The organism is Chryseobacterium indologenes (assembly GCF_002025665.1).
GTDB lineage: Bacteria > Bacteroidota > Bacteroidia > Flavobacteriales > Weeksellaceae > Chryseobacterium > Chryseobacterium metallicongregator.
Genome location: NZ_CP018786.1, coordinates 5,147,000 through 5,166,066, shown reverse-complemented (window position 1 = coordinate 5,166,066; position 19,067 = coordinate 5,147,000). Strand labels below are relative to the sequence as shown.

17 protein-coding genes are annotated in these 19,067 nt (G+C 35.1%); 6 read left to right on the top strand and 11 right to left on the bottom strand.

Translation table 11 applies throughout. The annotated features are described in order from the left end of the window. Positions 1-84 precede the first annotated feature (84 nt). The gene (locus BUE84_RS23325; protein ID WP_079243703.1) at positions 85-987 is read right to left on the bottom strand and encodes a GyrI-like domain-containing protein; all 903 of its coding nucleotides are present in this window, start codon (positions 985-987) and stop codon (positions 85-87) included. Between the two features lie 86 nt (positions 988-1,073). Further along, positions 1,074-1,724 carry a 4'-phosphopantetheinyl transferase family protein gene (locus BUE84_RS23320; protein ID WP_079243702.1) on the bottom strand — a complete coding sequence of 217 codons (651 nt, stop codon included), beginning with the start codon at positions 1,722-1,724 and terminating at the stop codon, positions 1,074-1,076. A gap of 243 nt (positions 1,725-1,967) precedes the next feature. Between BUE84_RS23320 and BUE84_RS23315 the strand changes: the two genes are divergently transcribed. Next, positions 1,968-2,471 (top strand): superoxide dismutase family protein, encoded by a 504-nt coding sequence (locus tag BUE84_RS23315; protein ID WP_062672846.1) that lies wholly within the window; start codon positions 1,968-1,970, stop codon positions 2,469-2,471. A gap of 53 nt (positions 2,472-2,524) precedes the next feature. On the opposite strand, the gene BUE84_RS23310 is transcribed toward BUE84_RS23315, so the two are convergent. Continuing rightward, positions 2,525-4,654 (bottom strand): carboxy terminal-processing peptidase, encoded by a 2,130-nt coding sequence (locus BUE84_RS23310; protein ID WP_079243701.1) that lies wholly within the window; start codon positions 4,652-4,654, stop codon positions 2,525-2,527. A gap of 343 nt (positions 4,655-4,997) precedes the next feature. Between BUE84_RS23310 and BUE84_RS24260 the strand changes: the two genes are divergently transcribed. Together BUE84_RS24260 and surE are read left to right on the top strand one after the other, a co-directional pair. Next, complete coding sequence (locus BUE84_RS24260; protein ID WP_110008970.1) at positions 4,998-5,168, top strand: lmo0937 family membrane protein; 171 nt, start codon at positions 4,998-5,000, stop codon at positions 5,166-5,168. A 289-nt stretch (positions 5,169-5,457) separates the two neighbouring features. Further along, positions 5,458-6,246, top strand: a complete 789-nt coding sequence (surE, locus tag BUE84_RS23305; protein ID WP_079243700.1) for a 5'/3'-nucleotidase SurE — start codon at positions 5,458-5,460, stop codon at positions 6,244-6,246. Between the two features lie 52 nt (positions 6,247-6,298). Here surE and BUE84_RS23300 read toward each other — a convergent pair whose 3' ends face one another. Genes BUE84_RS23300 through BUE84_RS23290 form a run of 3 tightly spaced genes read right to left on the bottom strand, consistent with a single transcriptional unit; the run spans position 6,299 to position 8,701 of the window. Further along, positions 6,299-7,702, bottom strand: a complete 1,404-nt coding sequence (locus BUE84_RS23300) for a radical SAM protein (RefSeq protein WP_079243699.1) — start codon at positions 7,700-7,702, stop codon at positions 6,299-6,301. 10 nt (positions 7,703-7,712) lie between these two features. Next, positions 7,713-7,949, bottom strand: a complete 237-nt coding sequence (locus tag BUE84_RS23295) for a hypothetical protein (RefSeq protein ID WP_079243698.1) — start codon at positions 7,947-7,949, stop codon at positions 7,713-7,715. Next, positions 7,946-8,701 carry a prolipoprotein diacylglyceryl transferase gene (locus BUE84_RS23290; RefSeq protein WP_185117005.1) on the bottom strand — a complete coding sequence of 252 codons (756 nt, stop codon included), beginning with the start codon at positions 8,699-8,701 and terminating at the stop codon, positions 7,946-7,948. Before BUE84_RS23290 ends, BUE84_RS23295 begins: the two co-directional genes overlap by 4 nt. A gap of 61 nt (positions 8,702-8,762) precedes the next feature. On the opposite strand from BUE84_RS23290, the gene BUE84_RS23285 reads away from it, so the two are divergent. Continuing rightward, positions 8,763-9,803 carry a GMP reductase gene (locus BUE84_RS23285; protein WP_079243696.1) on the top strand — a complete coding sequence of 347 codons (1,041 nt, stop codon included), beginning with the start codon at positions 8,763-8,765 and terminating at the stop codon, positions 9,801-9,803. Between the two features lie 43 nt (positions 9,804-9,846). Here BUE84_RS23285 and BUE84_RS23280 read toward each other — a convergent pair whose 3' ends face one another. From BUE84_RS23280 to BUE84_RS23260, 5 genes are all read right to left on the bottom strand, one after another. Beyond that, complete coding sequence (locus BUE84_RS23280) at positions 9,847-11,166, bottom strand: DUF6056 family protein (protein ID WP_079243695.1); 1,320 nt, start codon at positions 11,164-11,166, stop codon at positions 9,847-9,849. Positions 11,167-11,169: 3 nt separating this feature from the next. After that, complete coding sequence (gene fabG / locus BUE84_RS23275; RefSeq protein ID WP_034694056.1) at positions 11,170-11,913, bottom strand: 3-oxoacyl-[acyl-carrier-protein] reductase; 744 nt, start codon at positions 11,911-11,913, stop codon at positions 11,170-11,172. A 175-nt stretch (positions 11,914-12,088) separates the two neighbouring features. Then, complete coding sequence (locus BUE84_RS23270) at positions 12,089-13,600, bottom strand: WG repeat-containing protein (RefSeq protein WP_145953322.1); 1,512 nt, start codon at positions 13,598-13,600, stop codon at positions 12,089-12,091. 6 nt (positions 13,601-13,606) lie between these two features. Further along, on the bottom strand, positions 13,607-14,281 hold the full coding sequence (gene rsmI, locus BUE84_RS23265) for a 16S rRNA (cytidine(1402)-2'-O)-methyltransferase (protein ID WP_076595170.1): 675 nt from the start codon (positions 14,279-14,281) through the stop codon (positions 13,607-13,609). A gap of 2 nt (positions 14,282-14,283) precedes the next feature. After that, complete coding sequence (locus BUE84_RS23260; RefSeq protein WP_079243693.1) at positions 14,284-15,771, bottom strand: hypothetical protein; 1,488 nt, start codon at positions 15,769-15,771, stop codon at positions 14,284-14,286. A 61-nt stretch (positions 15,772-15,832) separates the two neighbouring features. Between BUE84_RS23260 and BUE84_RS23255 the strand changes: the two genes are divergently transcribed. After that, positions 15,833-16,420 carry a thymidine kinase gene (locus tag BUE84_RS23255; protein ID WP_034694049.1) on the top strand — a complete coding sequence of 196 codons (588 nt, stop codon included), beginning with the start codon at positions 15,833-15,835 and terminating at the stop codon, positions 16,418-16,420. A 198-nt stretch (positions 16,421-16,618) separates the two neighbouring features. Beyond that, entirely contained in the window at positions 16,619-19,066 is a 2,448-nt protein-coding gene (locus BUE84_RS23250; RefSeq protein WP_079243692.1) for a bifunctional UDP-N-acetylmuramoyl-tripeptide:D-alanyl-D-alanine ligase/alanine racemase, read from the top strand. Position 19,067: the final 1 nt, after the last annotated feature.

Here is a 19,067-nt window from a genome sequence, read left to right as displayed (position 1 = left end):
TTTTCTGGATCAAAAATAGGATGAGAAATACCTTTTTGTAAAAAAATTATTACCGAAAGGCATTCTTTTGCTTCCGAATGGTAATTACTGAACCGGAATACAAAAATCCACGATCATCTTTCCCTCCGGATGTTCTTTAAAATTGGTGTGATAGATTTCATAGGGAAAGGTTCTTCTTGTAGAATAATTGTTTTCATTCATCCATAAAAACAAAGAAACCCAGCACTGCTCAAAGTCGGCGAGAGTAACTTCACCGCTTCCCACAATGTATTTTCCGCCATGTATTGTTTCGGGAAATATTTCGCCCTCGTGTTTTGAGAGTCTTTCATCCAAAAGCATACAGGCATGGATTCTGACTTTATCGAGAGGTGTTATTTTGCAGCTGTCATGATACACAGAAATCATTTTCAGATTCTCCCGTGGAAAAAGGTTTTTGCTTTTTGCCCATTCTATTAAATGGTTGAAAGAAGGCTCTACGTTACCTATTCCAAAGCTCATCACGGATGCCAGATTCATTTCAGGCATTTGTTTTACTTCGATTTTTAAATTCATTTTAGTCCAGTTTAACAGGTTTTCAATATTACAAATGTATTGGCTGAAAACTGTATCCACTTGTCCATTCTTGCTTTGTTTTTGTATAATCTTACAAAAATTCTCAGGAGCTGATTGGCGGAATTTTGTTGGAGCAAGACCATAATATTTTTTAAATGTCTTGCAAAAAACTGAATGGTTAGAGAAACCCAGATCCCAATAGATATCTTTGATTTCCCTATTTTTATGAACCGCCAGATGAAGGGCACTTTTTTCTATTTTCTTTCTGGTAATATAATTCTGAAGGGTTTCCCCTGTAACCAGCTTAAATATTCTGTGAAAATGAAACGGTGAATAGGCACTTACCTCTGAAACTTTTTCCAGAGACAGATTCGCATCAATATGACTATCAATATATTGAATTATTTTTACAATCCGTATTTTATATTCTTCCACTTCAAAGTTGTTAGTTCACAAAGATATTTTTCCATAGCGGAATTAAGTTGTCTTTTATTGCTATTATCAGAGCCCTGTTTCATTTTTTATAGTAAAATATCTTCTTCAATGCATTTAATAATCGGCATCACTTCTTTAATTTTCTGATCTGAAGAGGCAATACAGCTATGATACTCTTCATGAATGAAAATCTCTTTGGTAAAGAACTTTTCATCCATAATACGGCATTCATTATTTATTATTTCAAAAGAATCCAGAGGAAGCATCATTCCGGCTCCGTGGGCCTTTATTACGGCTTCTTTTCGTGTCCAATACATGAAAAATTGTTTCATCTTATCCTCAGAATTTTGGATTTCCTGAAGCTCTTTGTCGGTCATTTGAAATATAAAATCCTGATAGCTAATTTTCTGATCATTAAATTCAACATCTATTCCCAAGGGATATTCTGCAATAGCACAGGCAACAAGGTCTTTGGAATGGGATATATTAAAATGAAGATCATTTCCTTTTAAATAAGGTTTTTTGTTAGTGAGAACACCTGTTTCAATATCAGAAATGTTATAAAAAGTCTTTAATCCATATTGTAAAAGGATTTTTCCCAGCAAGGAAAGCTGAGCATCCTGCCATCTCCTGTATCTCAGAATATTCTGTTTACTTTCCTGAGAAAAAACAGGCAGATATCTGTCAAGAAGAGACTGGTGATTTGCTTCACTAATGAATGTATACAGAATAATCATGCTCTATTTTTTCTTACTGCAGATACTGGATTAATAGGTTACTTTCTAAAGACTAAAAATAAGCTTTTTTTCGCCTCTTTTTAAAGAAGTTACCCTTCAGACAACCTTTCAGAATTTAAGGACAAAACAGGCTGTATTAAAGCAATCATTCAAACTAAGTTTTTCAAAAAAGAGTGAGATCATAAAGCCTTTTGGAAAATCTTTTTTAAATTTATCGTAAAATCACTATAAATCATTTAACAAATGAAAGTACAAACATTAGCATTATTGGCGGGATTTGCAGTTTTTGCCGTTTCGTGCGGAACAACAAAAACATACTCGGTAAATGCCAAAAGCGGAACACAGACAGGAGGAACAGCGAAGTTTACTCAAAATGGAAATGAAGTAACAATGAAGCTGGATATTACCAACCTTACTCCTGGAATCCATGCAGTACACATTCATGAAAAAGGAGACTGCTCTGCAGCAGACGGAACGTCTACCGGTGGACACTGGAATCCTTCCAAGAATGATCATGGTAAATGGGGAGCTGAACACTTCCATATGGGAGATATAGGAAACCTGGTTGCTGATCAGAACGGAACAGCAACATTAACTTTCAAGACAGACAAGTGGTGTCTTGGCTGTACTGATGAATCTAAAAACATCATCGGAAAAGGTCTTATTGTACATGCAGCAGCGGATGATTTCCATACCCAGCCTACCGGAAATGCCGGAGGAAGAGTGGGATGTGTAGAAATTAAGTAATCTACTGTATTCAATAAAAAACCGCTAATTTTTCATTAGCGGTTTTTTTATGTTTAGGATTTAGCTCCCATATCTGATACAATATTCATTGCTTCCTGCAGGTAAAGATCTTTTTTCAGATTCTTGATCCACATTTCAGATTTTTTCTTGAAAGCTTCGTCTTTTTTCTCTCTTTCAATTTCACTTGGATACATCATAAACTGAAGTCCGTTTTCAAATTTTGTCAGAGCTTTGAACTTTTCAATCTGAGATTTTCTGTTCTTCATCAGCTCGTTGAACTTGGTGATATTCAAAGTGATATTTTCTTCTTTATCCAGTTTTTCTCTCCATTGAGCAGATTCTAGTAACAACTGATAATTGCTGTTTTTAGCCATTCTGTCTGCACTTGCTTTCTCCAGCGCCTGGATGTTGAAATAATTCAGTTTCTGGAATTTTGTAGGTGGAATTTTATCCCAAGCCAGTGCATAATCATCATATCGTTCTCCTACTTCAGCATACGTAAAGAAGTCTTTCATCTGGATATCAGACACGATTCCTTTTCTCTGTGTAGATTCTCCGGTAATTCTGTAGAACTTCTGAATTGTCAGTTTTAGAGATCCGAAATCATCTTCAGTGTTCAGGAATCTGTTCAGGTCAACAAAAGTCTGAACGGTACCTTTTCCGAATGACTGCGGAGATCCGATAATCATCGCTCTACCATAATCCTGCATTACTCCTGCAAGGATTTCTGAAGCTGAAGCGGAAAGTTCATTTTGCATGATAACCAACGGACCTGTCCAGATTGGAGTTTCATTTTTGTTCTTAAGCGTCTGTATTTTACCGTTTCCGTCTTTCACCTGAACGTAAGGACCTGCTTCCATGAAAAGTCCCATGATATCTCCTACTTCCGTTAAGGAACCTCCTCCATTATTTCTAAGGTCAAGAATAATTCCCTGAATGTTCTGTTCTTTAAGCTTAATGATTTCATTTTTGATATCATCAGAAGCATTTCTTCCTTTGGCATTTTCAAAATCAGCATTAAAGCTTGGCAGATTGATGAAGCCGTATTTTTTTCCAGTTGGAGTATTCACCACAATACTTCTTGCAAAAGTATCTTCAATAGCAACCTCTTCACGGATCATGGTTACATCTTTAATGGTACCGTCTTTTTTCTGAACAGTTAATGTTACCGGAGTTCCTTTCTCTCCTCTGATTAATCTTACCGCTTCATCAGAAAGCATTCCTACCACATTTACAGCATCTTCTTTCGGTTTTGATCTTACTTTCAGGATTTTATCTCCTTCTGAAAGCTGCTTTGATTTCCATGCCGGTGCACCAATGGTAAGTGCTCCTAAGTAAAGATTTCCTTTTTTCTCCTGAATCAGAGCTCCTATACCAATTACTTTTCCTGTAAACTGAGTATCAAAATCTTCTTTATCTTTTGGAGAATAATAGTTTGTATGTGGATCGAATACTTCTGTATACGCATTCATATACACGGTAAACCAATCCATTTTCTTTCTCTTTTTGAATCTTGTGAAAGTATCTTTTACAAGGTCTTTTACTTCATCAGTCGCTTTTTTGATCTTTTCGTCCTGAGTAAGTGGCTTAAACTTGATAGTATCTTTCAGTTTGTATTTCTGAACAGAATCTTTCTTTTCTTTCTGAGCCTCTTCTTTGCTGTTCATCGACTCAACTTCCTGAAGGATGTTGTATTTGATGAATTTTTTCCACTCATTATACTGTTCCTGTTTGTTGGCAGGTACTTTTTTTAGTTTGGGCTCAAGAGTAAGCGTTTCATCTTCCTGAAGATTGATGGGTTTGCTGAAAATATCCTGCGTGATTTTATCAATCTCATCTACTCTTTGGTAGAGTCTGTCAATCGTAAGCTTATAGAATGTAAGATCACCTTGTCCGATATAGTCATCAAGCTTGGTTTCATGCTTGCTGAATTCATCCATATCAGATTGCAGAAAATATCTTTTCGCTGGATCTACCAATTCGAAATAATGCTTATAAACGTCCTTCGAATAGGCATCATTGATAGATTTCGGGCTATAATGCAGATAAGAAAGTGTGTTTTTTACGCTCACCATTATCGTCTGCATCTTTTCATCGTCATTCTGTGGCGAGTTGAAACAAAACATTAGACTGGTTAATGGAATCAGGAGTAAAAATTTATTCAGTTTGAAATTTTTCCACATAAACTGTCTTTATTTATTAATTTTTTTAAAATAAGTATAATAATTAGTAGCAGTAAGTTTGGTACTGTTACAAATGATCAAATTTAATACCTTATTTACAAATATCGACAGTTTTGATCATTTTTATTTAAAGAGATTTGCAAATAATCAAGACAGTATGAGTCATTTCCTATTATCAGACAGTTTCATTATAAAATGATACTGACCATTCCTTTTGTCAGGCATATCCAGATTTTAATTTTTTAATCAAAAAACAAAAAACACATACCACAAAAATCAATTTTAACCCATAAAGGCATAAAATATGCAGAGAATTTACCATACAAATTCAAAATATTAAGTCATGAAAAGTTTATTATGGTTAGTAGCAGTCATCTGCATCGTTGTTTGGCTATTGGGAATGTTAGGAGTCGTTCCTGGAATGAGCACAGGTTATTTAATTCACGTTTTACTGGTCATTGCCATTATTGTTATTCTTTATAATATCATTTCCGGCAGAAAACCTCTCGACTAGTTTATTATTTTGTATAACCACTTAAATTAAAACTGAAATGAAATTCATATTAAATTTCCTTCATTTCAGTTTTATTTTCTGCACTAGTTGTTTTTCTTTATCTATGCTTTGTTCTTCATTCTATTAGTCAAAGTATGAGAATTTTATTTCTCTTCTTGCTACAGCCATTCCCAATCCGGTATTTTATTGCGTCTGATTTTTACCTACATTTGATGTGTTGAAAATCTATTTGTTCAATTCTGAAAATGAACAAACTCATTCTATTTAAATAAAAAATTAAAGATAATTTATGGAAAGACCACTTATTCTGGTGACTAATGATGACGGAATTACAGCTCCTGGTATCAGAAATCTTATCAGTTTTATGAATGAAATCGGAGAAGTAGTGGTTGTAGCACCCAACTCTCCTCAAAGTGGAAAAGGCCACGCTATTACTATCAATTCTACCCTAAGTTACGAAGAAGTTACCCTGGATGGCCCGCAGACAGATTTTTCTTGCAGCGGAACTCCTGTAGACTGTGTAAAAATGGCTCTTGATAAAATTCTGACCAGAAGACCTGATATTGTAGTTTCAGGGATCAATCACGGAGCAAATTCTTCTATCAATGTAATCTATTCCGGAACAATGTCTGCTGCGGTAGAAGCTGGTGTAGAGGGAATTCCTGCTATTGGATTCTCATTACTGGATTTCAGCTGGGAAGCGGATTTTAGTCAGGCTAAGGAATTTATTCAGAATATTGTAAGAAGAACATTGGAAAACCCAATGCCCAAAGGAGTTGTACTGAACGTAAATATTCCTAAACTTCCAGCAGAAGAGATTAAGGGAGTAAAAGTCTGTAAACAGGCCAATGCCAAATGGGAAGAAAGCTTTGACGAAAGAATCAATCCGCACGGTAAAAAATATTACTGGCTAACCGGTTATTTCAACAATATGGATGACTCTGAAGATGCTGATGAAACAGCATTGGCTAACGGATATATTTCTATTGTTCCGGTAAAGTTTGACCTGACAGCTTATGAGTATATGAAAACATTGGAAGAAGTGATGACTTTTGAAAATGTAAAAGAAGTAAAATAACCAAAGAGATATAAAAGCGTGAAATTGGATTTCACGCTTTGTTTTTGTATTGTTAAAATAATACTTTATCTTCTTTCCTGAGCTCTTCCAGATAAGCCTTTTTTTCATCTCTGTAAAAAAGGTTCATGGTTTCAAAAGGGATTAACTTCAGGTCTTTATTGACAATATGTACGCAAGACTTCTTCACCGCTCTTACATCAAAATCATGAGCATCCATAAAGTTCATGATAATTATTCTGAAAAGGTTATCATAGTCAAGATCCGGAGCACAAACATCCGGCAGACAGCACAGTAACTGATTGATTTTAGGCTGAACTTTATCTACGGAAATTCCGGTACTGAAAATATCCAGCAGCTGCATATGCAACCCCTTATCCTGTTCGTAAACAATGGTATTCCTTGACTCATTATTCAGAAGATCTGCAGGATTGATATATCGGGTTAAAGGAATTGTTTCGCCCTGAAGTTTCAAGATATATCCCATAGCAAGCGCGTCCGGATTACATGGAACGGGAATAATATCATCAGAATTTAATAATGGAAACTGATTGATAATTTCCTGTCTTACCTCCGTTAAGGTAATTTTTTCATGAGCAGAGTCTTCCCGGTTTCTTCCGGCAATTTCAACAGGCTGGAAGGTAATTCCTCTTACGCACTTCTGTTTCAGGGCAAATTCTATAATTTTTCCTATTTCATCAATATTTTTACCTTTTTGAAGGACAATCACCAATGTGGTAGAAAGGTTAAGTTCATTGAGTTTTTCCAGCGCCTTCATTCTGACTACAGTAAGATCCTTTCCTCTGAAATCTTCCAGAACTTCAGGTTTGAATGAATCAAACTGAAGGTAAACTTCAAACTCAGGAGCATACGTCGCCAATTGTTCTGCAAATCCCGGATCATTGGCTATTCTGATTCCGTTGGTGTTCAGCATCAGATGTTTGATCGGTTTTGATTTGGCAATATCCATAATTTTGAAAAATTCCGGATGGATTGTAGGTTCTCCTCCACTGATCTGCACCACGTCCGGTTCCCCTTCATTTTTTACAATAACATCAAACATAGCCTCAATTTCTTCCAGACTTCTGTGACTTCCATAATGGGGTGAGGACATCGCATAACAGGTGGGACAGGTCAGATTACAACGATCTGTAACTTCTACGATAGAAAGACAGCTATGCTGTTCATGATCTACACATAGTCCACAATCATAGGGACAGCCATATTCCACATCGGTTCCGAAATGAAGGGGCATTTCAGAGGCTTTATTATAGTTTCTTATATTTTTATAATACTGTACATCAGAAGCTATTTTTGTTTTAAAAAATCCATGATCCGGACATCTTTTGGTCATAAAAACAGTTTCATCCTCAATAATGATTTTGGCACCTACCCTTTTAAGACATTCCGGGCAAAGACTGATTGTATAATCGTAATAAGTATAATTTCTTACTGGCATAGCAAATTTTTTAAAGTCCTCCGCAAATATAACCGCTGATCAATCCACAGATCAGAAGGGAGATAAGCATAGTCTGGATAAATTGTTTCCTGGTGAATTTCCGGTCTTCTTTTCTTTCATAAATAAGTTTTGTAATAAAAGCGACGATGAGGGAAAAAACCAGTGCTATCAAAATAATTGCACCAATAATCATTATCACTACCCCAGCCAGATTGAGATTCCCTTCTAAAATAGTTAATGTTTTCATCTTGAATATTTTAAATATAAAGATCCGGTATTTTTAATTTTATAAATGTAGTAAATAATTACACAGATACACACCATTTGAATCGTACCCATATTTCCAATGATTTCTACCCTTGGTTTTATAAAATCCAAAAGGAATCTGAATGTAAAATAGCTGAGCATAAACAGCTTAAATATAAAACCGGAAGGGTATTTTTTACTACTCTGAATATACTTTAATCCAATCCAAAGAAGAATTAAAAAGGCTATTTCATACAAGGCAACAGGATGTCTGAGATATTGGTCCCCCAAATGCATTCCAAAAACAGAATCAGTAGGAATACCATATGTTTCTTCATAAACCCCTGTAAGAAAACACCCTATTCTGCCTATAATCATGGCCAATATCAGGGGAAAAACAATAAGATCTCCCGTACTTTCTTTATGATGTACAATCTTTTTTGCCAGCTCTACTCCCATTAAACCAAAATCCAGTCCGCCTACAATAGTATTGTTTGACCAAAACTTTCTGATAGAAAAATTTTCAAATAATGCATAAGGGTTTTCAAGATTACCAATCAGCTTGGAACCTATCAAAGCTCCGGCAGTAGCACCAATTAAAACTGCAGCAGAAGTATTGAAAGAAAGTTTTTCCTTAGACTTACGTTTCAGATAAAAATAATATCTCATGCCCAGAAACATTCCGGCAGCCTCAAAAAGCGGATGTGCAAGGATTGTTTTGCCGAAAATATGAAATGTTACAGGAAAATCCATTATTTCAAAAATACACTATTTCATATTATTCACTACCTTTATTCTGACAAATAATTACAAAATGCGTATAGAATATGACATAAAACTGGGGTTCAAGGATGTAATGTTCCGCCCTAAACGTTCTACTTTAAAATCCCGTTCAGAAGTTGATTTACAAAGAGAATTTACCTTTAAGCATACGAAGAAAAAATGGACAGGAGTTCCCGTAATTGCTGCCAATATGGATACGGTAGGAACTTTTGAAATGGCCGTAGAGCTGGCAAAAGAGAAAATTATTACTGCAGTTCATAAACATTATACTCCTGCTGAATGGAGCCAGTTTCTGGACAGCCAGCCTGAAAGTATTCATCAGTATATTGCTTTGAGTACCGGAACAGGAAAAGCAGATGAGGAGAAAATAAAGCAGATCCTCGAAAAGCACCCAAAAATTGAGTTTCTCTGTATAGATGTAGCCAATGGATATTCTGAGCATTTCGTTGAATTTGTGAAGAAAGCAAGGGCCAATTTCCCGGAGAAAATTATTATGGCCGGAAATGTGGTTACCGGAGAAATGGTGGAAGAGCTTCTATTGGTAGGTGCAGACATCATCAAAGTAGGCATTGGCCCCGGATCAGTATGTACTACCAGAGTAAAAACCGGAGTTGGATATCCTCAGCTTTCTGCAATCATAGAATGTGCTGATGCGGCTCATGGACTGGGCGGACATATCATCGCTGATGGCGGATGTAAAGTTCCCGGTGATGTAGCAAAAGCCTTTGGTGGAGGTGCAGATTTCGTCATGCTGGGCGGAATGTTTGCCGGACATGATGAAAGTGGCGGAGAAATGATTGAAGAAAACGGTAAAAAATATCGTTCTTTCTATGGAATGAGTTCTAAAACAGCCATGGACAAACATTCCGGAGGCGTAGCAGAATACCGTGCTTCTGAAGGAAAAACTGTGAAAGTAGCCTATAAAGGGCCGGTTTCAGACACTGTAAAGGATATTTTAGGAGGTGTAAGATCCACATGTACTTATGTAGGTGCTTCGAAGCTTAAGGAACTGTCCAAAAGAACAACTTTTATAAGGGTTCAGGAACAGGAAAACCAGGTTTTTAAGGACTAGAAATAAAATAAAAGGCTTTAGATAAATTTTCTAAAGCCTTTTATTATTCTTTTGTTCTGATGTATTTTTTATTGAAATATTTTTCAAGCTGATCATTTACATAGGTTTTTTCCTCTTTTACAGAAGCCATTTCATCCATATGTAAAATTCTTGGAACTTCTTTTATTTTGTCTACCACCACAGAATCCTGAGAAGAGTTTTTAATCATATCAACTCTTTCATTCATCTCTCTTTCATATTCCTTAAGATCTGTAGCCAAAAGCTCCATGACTATATTTTCACCATTAAGATCAATATTAAAATAAGAATATTTCTCCGGGAAAACTTTGAGCTCAGGAAGGAAAATAATGAAAAGGGAAATCCACCAAAGTTTTTTAATTTTTTCAAATTTAAAAAAGACAATCAGTGAAAAGGTAATTAAGAAATAGAAGATAATACTTTCAAACTGCCTCGCGATAGAGGTGAGAATATACCCTGTAAATAACAAAGGAATCAATGAAACCATCCAGAATAAAACAGCTTTTTTAAAGGTTATCTGACTGGTTATTTTTTTGAGTTCTTCTTCAAAAACCATCATCAATAAAGGGAGTATTAAAAGAACTTTAGCTGTAACATAGAGTGTATTGGCTCCAAAAAGGCCTATTCTTTTTTCCCATTTTATAATTCCTTGTTCGGTTTCACCCATCCTGTTGAAGTTCCCTGGTGCAAGAAAACTTACCATTAAAAAGACGCTTGCAGTCAATACCAAAGTCAGATTTTTTTTATTACGTTTCTGATAATAAGACACCAACAGAATTCCCCATATAATCAATGCCAGAATTTCATTAGAACCCATCAGCATTACGACAAGCAATATGGAAAGATAAAACCATATATATTCTCCTGTATCTTTATTTTTTTTAATAAAATAGAGTAAAATACCCGCTAAAATTGCAGGAACGAAGTAGATATTGGAACCTGTGATCCAGAAGTAATGTTCAGGCAGGCTTACCAGAAGTATGGTATAAAAGAAAAATAGAAGAAAGCCTTTTTTAATAGACTCTTTGAAAGAATAGTTGAAATATTCTTTCAAGTTTAGTGCAGAAACTCCAATAAAGGAAAGCATTAAAAAAACAGGATAGATTTTCGGAACAATATTTTTACTGTCATAAAAGACAGGATTAAACATATTAATAGAATATCCGAAGTACCTTCCGCCCCATGTTGTATAGGTATCTATAAAACATTGCAGCAATCCTAATTTTCTGGTAGCATAGGAGCAAAAATAATCATCGGTCTGATATACATTAAAGAAACTAATGTATGCCAGACCGATACCTATTAAAACTGACAAGAATAATACTATATTCTGTGCTTTTTTCATTTTTTAAGTTAACATTCCACCGTCAACGTTTAATGTCTGTCCGGTAATGTATGCTGACATTTCGCTGCCTAAGAATACGCAAGCATTGGCGATATCTGCTGGCTGTCCTCCTCTCTTCATTGGAATTTCTTCTCTCCATCCCTGAACTGTTTTTTCATCCAGAACAGCAGTCATTTCTGTTTCAATAAATCCGGGTGCAATCGCATTACATCTGATATTTCTTGATCCTAACTCCAGTGCCACAGATTTTGTAAATCCGATTACCCCAGCTTTAGAAGCTGCATAGTTGGCTTGTCCGGCATTACCTTTCACACCTACTACAGAAGTCATATTGATGATAGATCCTGATCTTGCCTTCATCATCGGCTTGATTACCGCTTTTGTAAGGTTGAAAACTGAATCTAAGTTTACTTTGATTACTTTATCCCAATCTTCTTTGGACATTCTCAATAACAGGTTATCTTTTGTAATCCCTGCATTGTTTACCAAAATATCAATCTGTCCGAACTCTGCCATTACATCTTCCACCAATTTCTGTGCTGCATCATAATCTGATGCGTCAGACTGATATCCCTTAATTTGGGTTACAGAACTTAAAGCTGCTTCTAATTCTTTTGCTTTGTCTACAGAGCCAGCGTAGGTAAATGCCACTTTTGCTCCTTGTTGAGCAAACATTTCAGCGATACCTTTACCGATTCCTCTTGTAGCTCCGGTAATTAGTGCTACTTTTCCTTCTAATATTTTCATATCTATTGACAATTATTTTCTTTTATAACTCGTTCAGCTTGTGACAGCTGCCTCTTCATGTTTCTACAATTCCTTTCTGGAATTAAACGGTTTGCAAAGATATTATAAAATGTTATTCAACCCATTTAAATTGTCAAAATACTACTATTTTTTTTGATGATTATCAGGATTTTCATTAAAGTTGACCAGGATTATTTCTAAATCTGGTGAAGTAAATAAAGTCTGTTTTTTTACTCTTATCCAGTCTTAATACCTCTTTTTGCCAGAAATATTTATCATAAATAATTTCTTTCAAAGGCTCATTCTGAAAATTGGAAACTCCGAATTTTCCTTCTTTTTTAACGACAATTTCGTTTTCAGCATTTCCGAATGTGATAATATCTTCGTAAACAAAGGGTACAATTTCTTTTCCTTTCCCATCCAGAATTCCATATAAATTGCCTGTATTTCTGCAGACCAAAGGTTTTGAATACTGATTAAGAGGATTAAAATATTCAACATCTTCATTTTTTATCTGGCTGATATTCTTCAATTCAGATAATGACTGATCTTTCACAGAAAACCTGTAGTACCGATTCTCTTTTCCAACAATAAGATTATCAGGATAAAAGCCCAAAATCTGAACTCCGGTTTCTACCATATTTTTAAGATTTTTATCAAGAAATTTCTCTTCATTTCCTTTTTTAAGGTAAATAAAGTCTTTTCCTGAAATGGTAAAACTTCTGATAAAATCATATTCCAGAGGAAGAATAATATTTCCTTCCAGGTCTATAATTCCAGATTTCTTTATCTTATCATTGTAGACACTGAAATAATTATTCAATAAAGGATTTAAATATTTAAAAGCCTGTGCATACAGCTTCTTGTCTTTTTTACTGAAAACTGTTGTTTTTCCTTTTTTTGTAAGATAGATATACTCTTTTTTACCAAAGTATTCAGGGGTGATATCGTTATAGATTTCGTCAGCAATTGTATTTCCATCAGCATCAATCAAGCCATATTTTCCTGTAGCCTTATTTTGGGTAATCAGATAAGGATAGGCATTGATATCGACCACTTGTTTTGAAAATTTGTGCAGAGTCTGGCCATTACTTCCAACAATTTCTTTTTCGTTGTCTTCATTGATGATTAGTGCTCTACCCTCATCAAAGCTATAATCTTCTTTAAATTCACGATTGCTGAGCTGTTTTCCATTAAGGTCATACAAAAACCATTTTTTATCTTTTAAAACAAAAAGTCTGTTCTTACCTGAAAAACGGATTTTTTCAGAATAAGGAATGATTTCCTTTCCGTTAAAATCATAGACCGCTTCTGTATTCTTTTTTGATGAAATAATACAATCTTCACTCCACCACGGTGTATTAAACTCCTGATCGTTCAGGGGAATAAGTTCTGTCCCTTTTTCGTCAATAACAGCTGATTTTCTACTATTTCCTTCTTCAGAATAAAGGATAAACCGGTTTTTGAAAACATGCAGAATACTTCCTTTGTAAGGAGATTCAAATGTTATAGTTCCTAAAGAATCAACAATTCCCTGTTTCTTGTAACCAGTATCATAGAATGTTCCATATCCCTCCGAATAAGAACTGATTTCTTTCCCTGTTTTTTTCGACAGGATTACCTTCATATATTGGTTAGTCTGTGCTGTACAGACTACAGAACACAATACAAAAACTAATTTTTTCAAAGAAAATTAAATAGAATTATTGACAATAAGAACGATCTCTCCTTTTAAAGTTTTACTCTTGGAAAACTCAATTAATTCATTGATTGTTCCTCGTTTGGTTTCTTCAAATTTTTTAGAAATCTCTCTGCTTAAGCTTACTTTGGTTTCTTCTCCGAAGAATTCTTTGATCTGCTCCAGTGTAGTATTGATTTTATGAGGACTTTCGTACAAAACAATGGTCTTTTTTTCTTCAGCAAGCTGTTTCAGTTTGGTTTGTCTTCCTTTTTTCTGCGGCAGAAATCCTGCGAATAAAAATTCATTATTAGGAAGTCCCGAAACCACAAGTGCCGGAATCAGAGCGGTTGCTCCGGGAAGGCAAATCATGTCAATATTATTATCTGCTCCTGCTTTTGCCAGCAAATATCCGGGATCTGAGATACCAGGTGTTCCCGCATCGGTAATAATAGCAATATTCTGCCCGTTTTTAAGATCTGTAATCACTTTCTCCGTTGCCTGATGCTCATTGTGTAAATGATAGGACTTTAAAGGCTTGGAGATCTCAAAATGTTTTAAAAGTACTCCTGAAGTTCTGGTGTCTTCACATAAAATATAATCTACTTCTTTCAGCACATTTACTGCCCTGAATGTCATATCTTCCAGGTTCCCAACGGGTGTGGGAACAAAATATAGGATTCCGCTCAAAATTATAAGAATTTATTTTCCACCAATATCCAAAGTCTCTGTGCATATTCATCCACCTTATTCCATTTTCTGTCGTAGTACAGATCGCTGAGATATTCTTTGGCTTCTTCCAGCGTTCTGAATTGATTCAACTGATAAACAGTATCGTTCAGATCTGCCTGGCTTCCTTCAAAAAGCATCTTCGTGAAGGCAAGCCTGTCATTCAGATCCAGCTTAAATTCAGGTTTTAGCTTGTCTGCTTCCATGAAATTGGTCGGAATATTGGATTTCAGAATACTTCCTGAGTCTTCTTTTACAACAGGAGAAGTTTTCTCTTCTTTGGGAAGCTCCAGGTGGTCGTCATCAAAAAGTGACTGAACAGCCTTCATTCCTTTGATATTGGCTAATTTTATTTTTTTCTCCCGATGATATTCTTCTAAATTTTCGAAGCTTTCATCAGAAGGATGTTTATCTGTTTCTTCGGGAACAGGTTTATCGATTTCAACAATTTTTCTTCGGTCATAGACTTCAGCAAGGATGCTTTCTTCTTTTATAGGTTCTTCTGAATGGTCATTTTTAATCTCACTCAGAATATTTTCCACATTGGAAGTTTCTGTAGCCATTTCTCCCTGCTCTATGGAAACATTTGAAGCTACAAACTGTTCTTCGTTTTCTTCAATCAGGATTTCATCATCCAGCGTTTCCGTATCAAAAATACTCGGAATTGTTTCCGTTACTGGAGGTTTTACATCATTTACAACAGCAAAATCCGTTTCTTTTTCAGACTCCGACTTGGCAATTTCTTCTTCCTCCTGCTCTTCTATTTCATTAAGCTGATTATTGAAAATAGCTTCTTCTTCTGTGACTTCATTATGAAACAGATCTTCATTAAGATCTTCATCCGAATCCGGTGTAGAATCCGCAAGAATTTTATCTTCATCTACAAAGCTCAGAACCGCTCTCTGTTCTTCTGAAATTTCATTTTCATCAATTTCGTTCAGCTGATTATTGAAAACGGCTTCTTCTTCCAGATTTTCATATTCAGGAGTCTCTTCCTGAATATTTTCAGCTAATTTTTCTTCATTATTTTCTTCTACAAAGCTTACGATATTTTCATGGAATTCATTTTCAACAATTTCATTCAACTGATTGTTGAAAACAGCCTCTTCTTCTTCAGATTCGTCTGAAAAAACTTCATTTTCATCAATTTCGTTCAGTTCATTATTGAAAATAGCTTCTTCTTCCATCACTTCATTTCCGGTATCATGATGTTCTGTTTCACCTGAAACAAAAGAGGTATACTGATAGTCCGGATTCTGTGTCGTATTGTCTGCTACGAAGTATTCAATATTTTTTTCCAGCAGTTTCAAAAAAGAAATCCTGTTAGCAAGCTCATCTACAAGATCTTGCTTGGAAAGTAATTCGTCTATATTGCTTATTTTGTCCAGATTATCAATGATATTCATGGATTCAAAAAAAATCTTTTCCTTTAAATCTTGGATATTCTGCATAATAAGATTCTTATTAAAATTGCTTACTTTTGATGTTAAAAATATACGGCTAATTTAACAAATGTTTTTAGAAAATACAATTAATCATTCCAAACAAAGTGGTTGGATGGAAGTAATTTGTGGCTCTATGTTTTCCGGTAAAACCGAGGAACTTATCCGCAGATTACGAAGAGCGGAAATGGCAGGACAGAATGTGGAAATTTTTAAACCTAAAATGGATATACGGTATTCTGAAGAGGATGTAGTCTCTCATAATCAGAATAAAATCCGTAGTACAGCAGTAGAAAACCCTAATGAAATTCTTCTGTTGGCTTCCAATTGTGATGTAGTAGCCATTGATGAAGCTCAGTTTTTTGATGAAAGCATTGTGGATGTTGCCAATCAGCTTGCCAATAGTGGTATCAGAGTAGTTATTGCAGGATTGGATATGGATTTTTTGGGCCGTCCGTTCGGACCAATGCCTAATTTGATGGCGACTGCCGAATATGTTACAAAAGTGCATGCTATTTGTAAGAGAACAGGTAATCTGGCCAACTATTCCATGAGAACTTCTCAGGGAGATAATCTGGTAGAATTAGGAGAAACAGAAAGCTATGAAGCAGTAAGCCGCCGTGTTTTTATTGACGAAGTACTTTCAAAAAGAAAATAATAAATGGATAAAGGCAAAACAGAGAAAAATGCTGTTTGCATCAAACCATACAATATATTCACTTAATATTAAAATGAAAAGCGAAAAAGCTTTATTGTAAAATATTAAAAAAGGAAAGAAGATGATAAAACGGTCTTTATTTCTTTTGCAATTTTACCTTTTTGCAGTTTCGCTCTAAATAAAGCAGAAAGGGTACCAATGAATTATACAGTACAACACATTGCAGAGATCACCAATGCACAAATCATTGGAGACGGAAATTTATTGATCAAAAATATAGCTTACGACAGCAGAATTATTTATTCTACCAAAAATACAGCCTTTATTGCGATCAATACTCAGAAAAATTCCGGAGAAAAGTTTATTGAATCTGCAATGGACAGAGGTATCAATGTCATTATTTCTGAACATCACTATCCGGAGTTTGAAAATATTACCTGGATTATTGTTGAAAATTCCGTAGAGTTTCTTCAAAAATTAGCAAAGTATCATTTCGAAAATTCTCATTTACAATCGATCGGAATTACAGGAAGTAATGGTAAGACTATTTTAAAAGAATGGTTATATCAATGTGTATGGAACGAGTTTCCTACTGTAAAAAGCCCTAAAAGTTTTAATTCTCAGATCGGTCTTCCATTGTCTCTTCTTCAGATCAACAACTCCCATCAGCTGGGGATTTTTGAGGTAGGGATTTCAAAACCGCATGAAATGGAAAAACTTGAAAATATTTTCCATCCTCAGATCGGACTGCTTACCCACATCGGAACTGCCCATGCTGCCAACTTTTCTTCTGACGAAGAATTGATAGATGAAAAGATCAGTCTTTTTAATAATTCTGAAGTCATCATTTATAATGGAGATAATTCTCTGGTGGATCAAAAAATTAAAAATTCCTATTCCGATAAAAAATTAATTTCTTACGGTTTTAAAAAAGACAATCAGGTTTTCATCAAAAACAATATTTCCAAAGATGAAAACATCATTGTTGAATATTTGGGTGAAGAAATCAGTTTTCCTGTTCATCAGAGAGACGAAGCTACATTAACCAATGCTATGGCGCTTATCTCCGTACTCAAGGAACTGAATATCGAAAATAAAAAGATCGTTGAAAAAATCAACCTTTTAAAAGCCGTTGAAATGAGGCTTGAAGCGATTGAAGGAATTAAGGGCAATATTGTCATTAATGATTCTTTTAATCTAGACCTCGATTCTTTGAAGACTGCTCTGCAATTTTTGAATGAATACAACAAATCTAAAAAATCTCTGGTCTTAACAGATATTGTAGGAGTGAATTCCAACGCCAAAGAATTGTATGAAGAAGTTTCTGAGCTGGTGAATGAGCAGCATTTTGATTCTGTATTCTTAATCGGAGATGAAATATCAAACTTTAGTGAATTATTTAAAGCTAAAACATATACTTTTATTGACACCAAAGAGCTCATTGAAAGTAAACATCTTACTGAACTAGAAAATCAGATTATTCTGCTTAAAGGAGCCAGAAAATTTGAAATCGAAAAGCTGAAAGATATTCTTGAACTAAGAAAACATGATACGGTACTGGAAGTGAATCTTAATGCAATTCTTCATAATATCAACTATCATAAATCGCTCCTGAAACCGGGAACTAAAATGATGGCTATGGTAAAAGCCAATGCTTACGGACTGGGAAGCTTTGAAGTTTCAGAATTTCTTCAGCATCATCATATAGATTATCTTGGGGTAGCCTATGCAGATGAAGGGGTAGAACTTCGTAAAAAAGGGATCACCACTCCTATTATTGTTATGAATCCTGAGCAGCACAGCTATCAGACTATAATAGAATACAACCTTGAGCCTGAAATTTACAGTTTCAGAGTTCTGGAATTATTCTATGAAGCAGTTCAGAGATCCGGATATGATAAGAAATATCCAATCCATATTAAGCTGGAAACAGGAATGCACCGTCTTGGTTTCAAAGATTTTGAGCTGGATCAGTTAAGCGAAACTTTAAGTCAGAAAAACGTAAAGGTTCAAAGTATGTTCAGTCATTTATCATCTTCTGATATGCCTGAAGAAAAAGAATTCACTTTGAAACAACTTGATGTATTCGAAAAAAATTCAAGTTATCTTATTGAAAAACTAGGCTACACCCCTATCCGTCATATTCTGAATTCGGCAGGAATTACAAGCTATAAAGATCATCAGCATGACATGGTGAGAATCGGTATTGGTATGCTGGGAGAATCTGCAGATCCTGAAATACAGAAACAATTACGATCTGTGGTAAGCTTTAAAACCGTAATTTCACAGATATCAACTGTTGAAAATGGTGAATCAGTAGGCTACAGCAGAAGATATAAAGCAGATCATTCTACGAGAATTGCAACGATTCCTGTAGGATATGCAGACGGAATTCCGAGACTCATTGGAAATCAGGTAGGAAATGTAGGGGTAAATAAGACTCTTGCACCTATTGTCGGAAATATCTGTATGGATATGATGATGATTAATGTAGACCATATTCCTAGCATAAAAGAAGGCGATACGGTAACTGTTTTCAATGCCAAACCAAGCTTAAAAGAATTCGCAGGATACTGCAAAACGATAACCTATGAAGTATTAACCTCCATTTCACCCCGGGTGAAACGGATTTATATAAAAGATTAAC

Coding starts and splice junctions, on each gene's coding strand:
- BUE84_RS23320 (WP_079243702.1), bottom strand. CDS start 1,724: ATGATTATTCTGTATACATTCATTAGTGAAGCAAATCACCAGTCTCTT.
- BUE84_RS23315 (WP_062672846.1), top strand. CDS start 1,968: ATGAAAGTACAAACATTAGCATTATTGGCGGGATTTGCAGTTTTTGCC.
- BUE84_RS23310 (WP_079243701.1), bottom strand. CDS start 4,654: ATGTGGAAAAATTTCAAACTGAATAAATTTTTACTCCTGATTCCATTA.
- BUE84_RS24260 (WP_110008970.1), top strand. CDS start 4,998: ATGAAAAGTTTATTATGGTTAGTAGCAGTCATCTGCATCGTTGTTTGG.
- surE (WP_079243700.1), top strand. CDS start 5,458: ATGGAAAGACCACTTATTCTGGTGACTAATGATGACGGAATTACAGCT.
- BUE84_RS23300 (WP_079243699.1), bottom strand. CDS start 7,702: ATGCCAGTAAGAAATTATACTTATTACGATTATACAATCAGTCTTTGC.
- BUE84_RS23295 (WP_079243698.1), bottom strand. CDS start 7,949: ATGAAAACATTAACTATTTTAGAAGGGAATCTCAATCTGGCTGGGGTA.
- BUE84_RS23290 (WP_185117005.1), bottom strand. CDS start 8,701: ATGGATTTTCCTGTAACATTTCATATTTTCGGCAAAACAATCCTTGCA.
- BUE84_RS23285 (WP_079243696.1), top strand. CDS start 8,763: ATGCGTATAGAATATGACATAAAACTGGGGTTCAAGGATGTAATGTTC.
- BUE84_RS23280 (WP_079243695.1), bottom strand. CDS start 11,166: ATGAAAAAAGCACAGAATATAGTATTATTCTTGTCAGTTTTAATAGGT.
- fabG (WP_034694056.1), bottom strand. CDS start 11,913: ATGAAAATATTAGAAGGAAAAGTAGCACTAATTACCGGAGCTACAAGA.
- BUE84_RS23260 (WP_079243693.1), bottom strand. CDS start 15,771: ATGCAGAATATCCAAGATTTAAAGGAAAAGATTTTTTTTGAATCCATG.
- BUE84_RS23255 (WP_034694049.1), top strand. CDS start 15,833: ATGTTTTTAGAAAATACAATTAATCATTCCAAACAAAGTGGTTGGATG.
- BUE84_RS23250 (WP_079243692.1), top strand. CDS start 16,619: ATGAATTATACAGTACAACACATTGCAGAGATCACCAATGCACAAATC.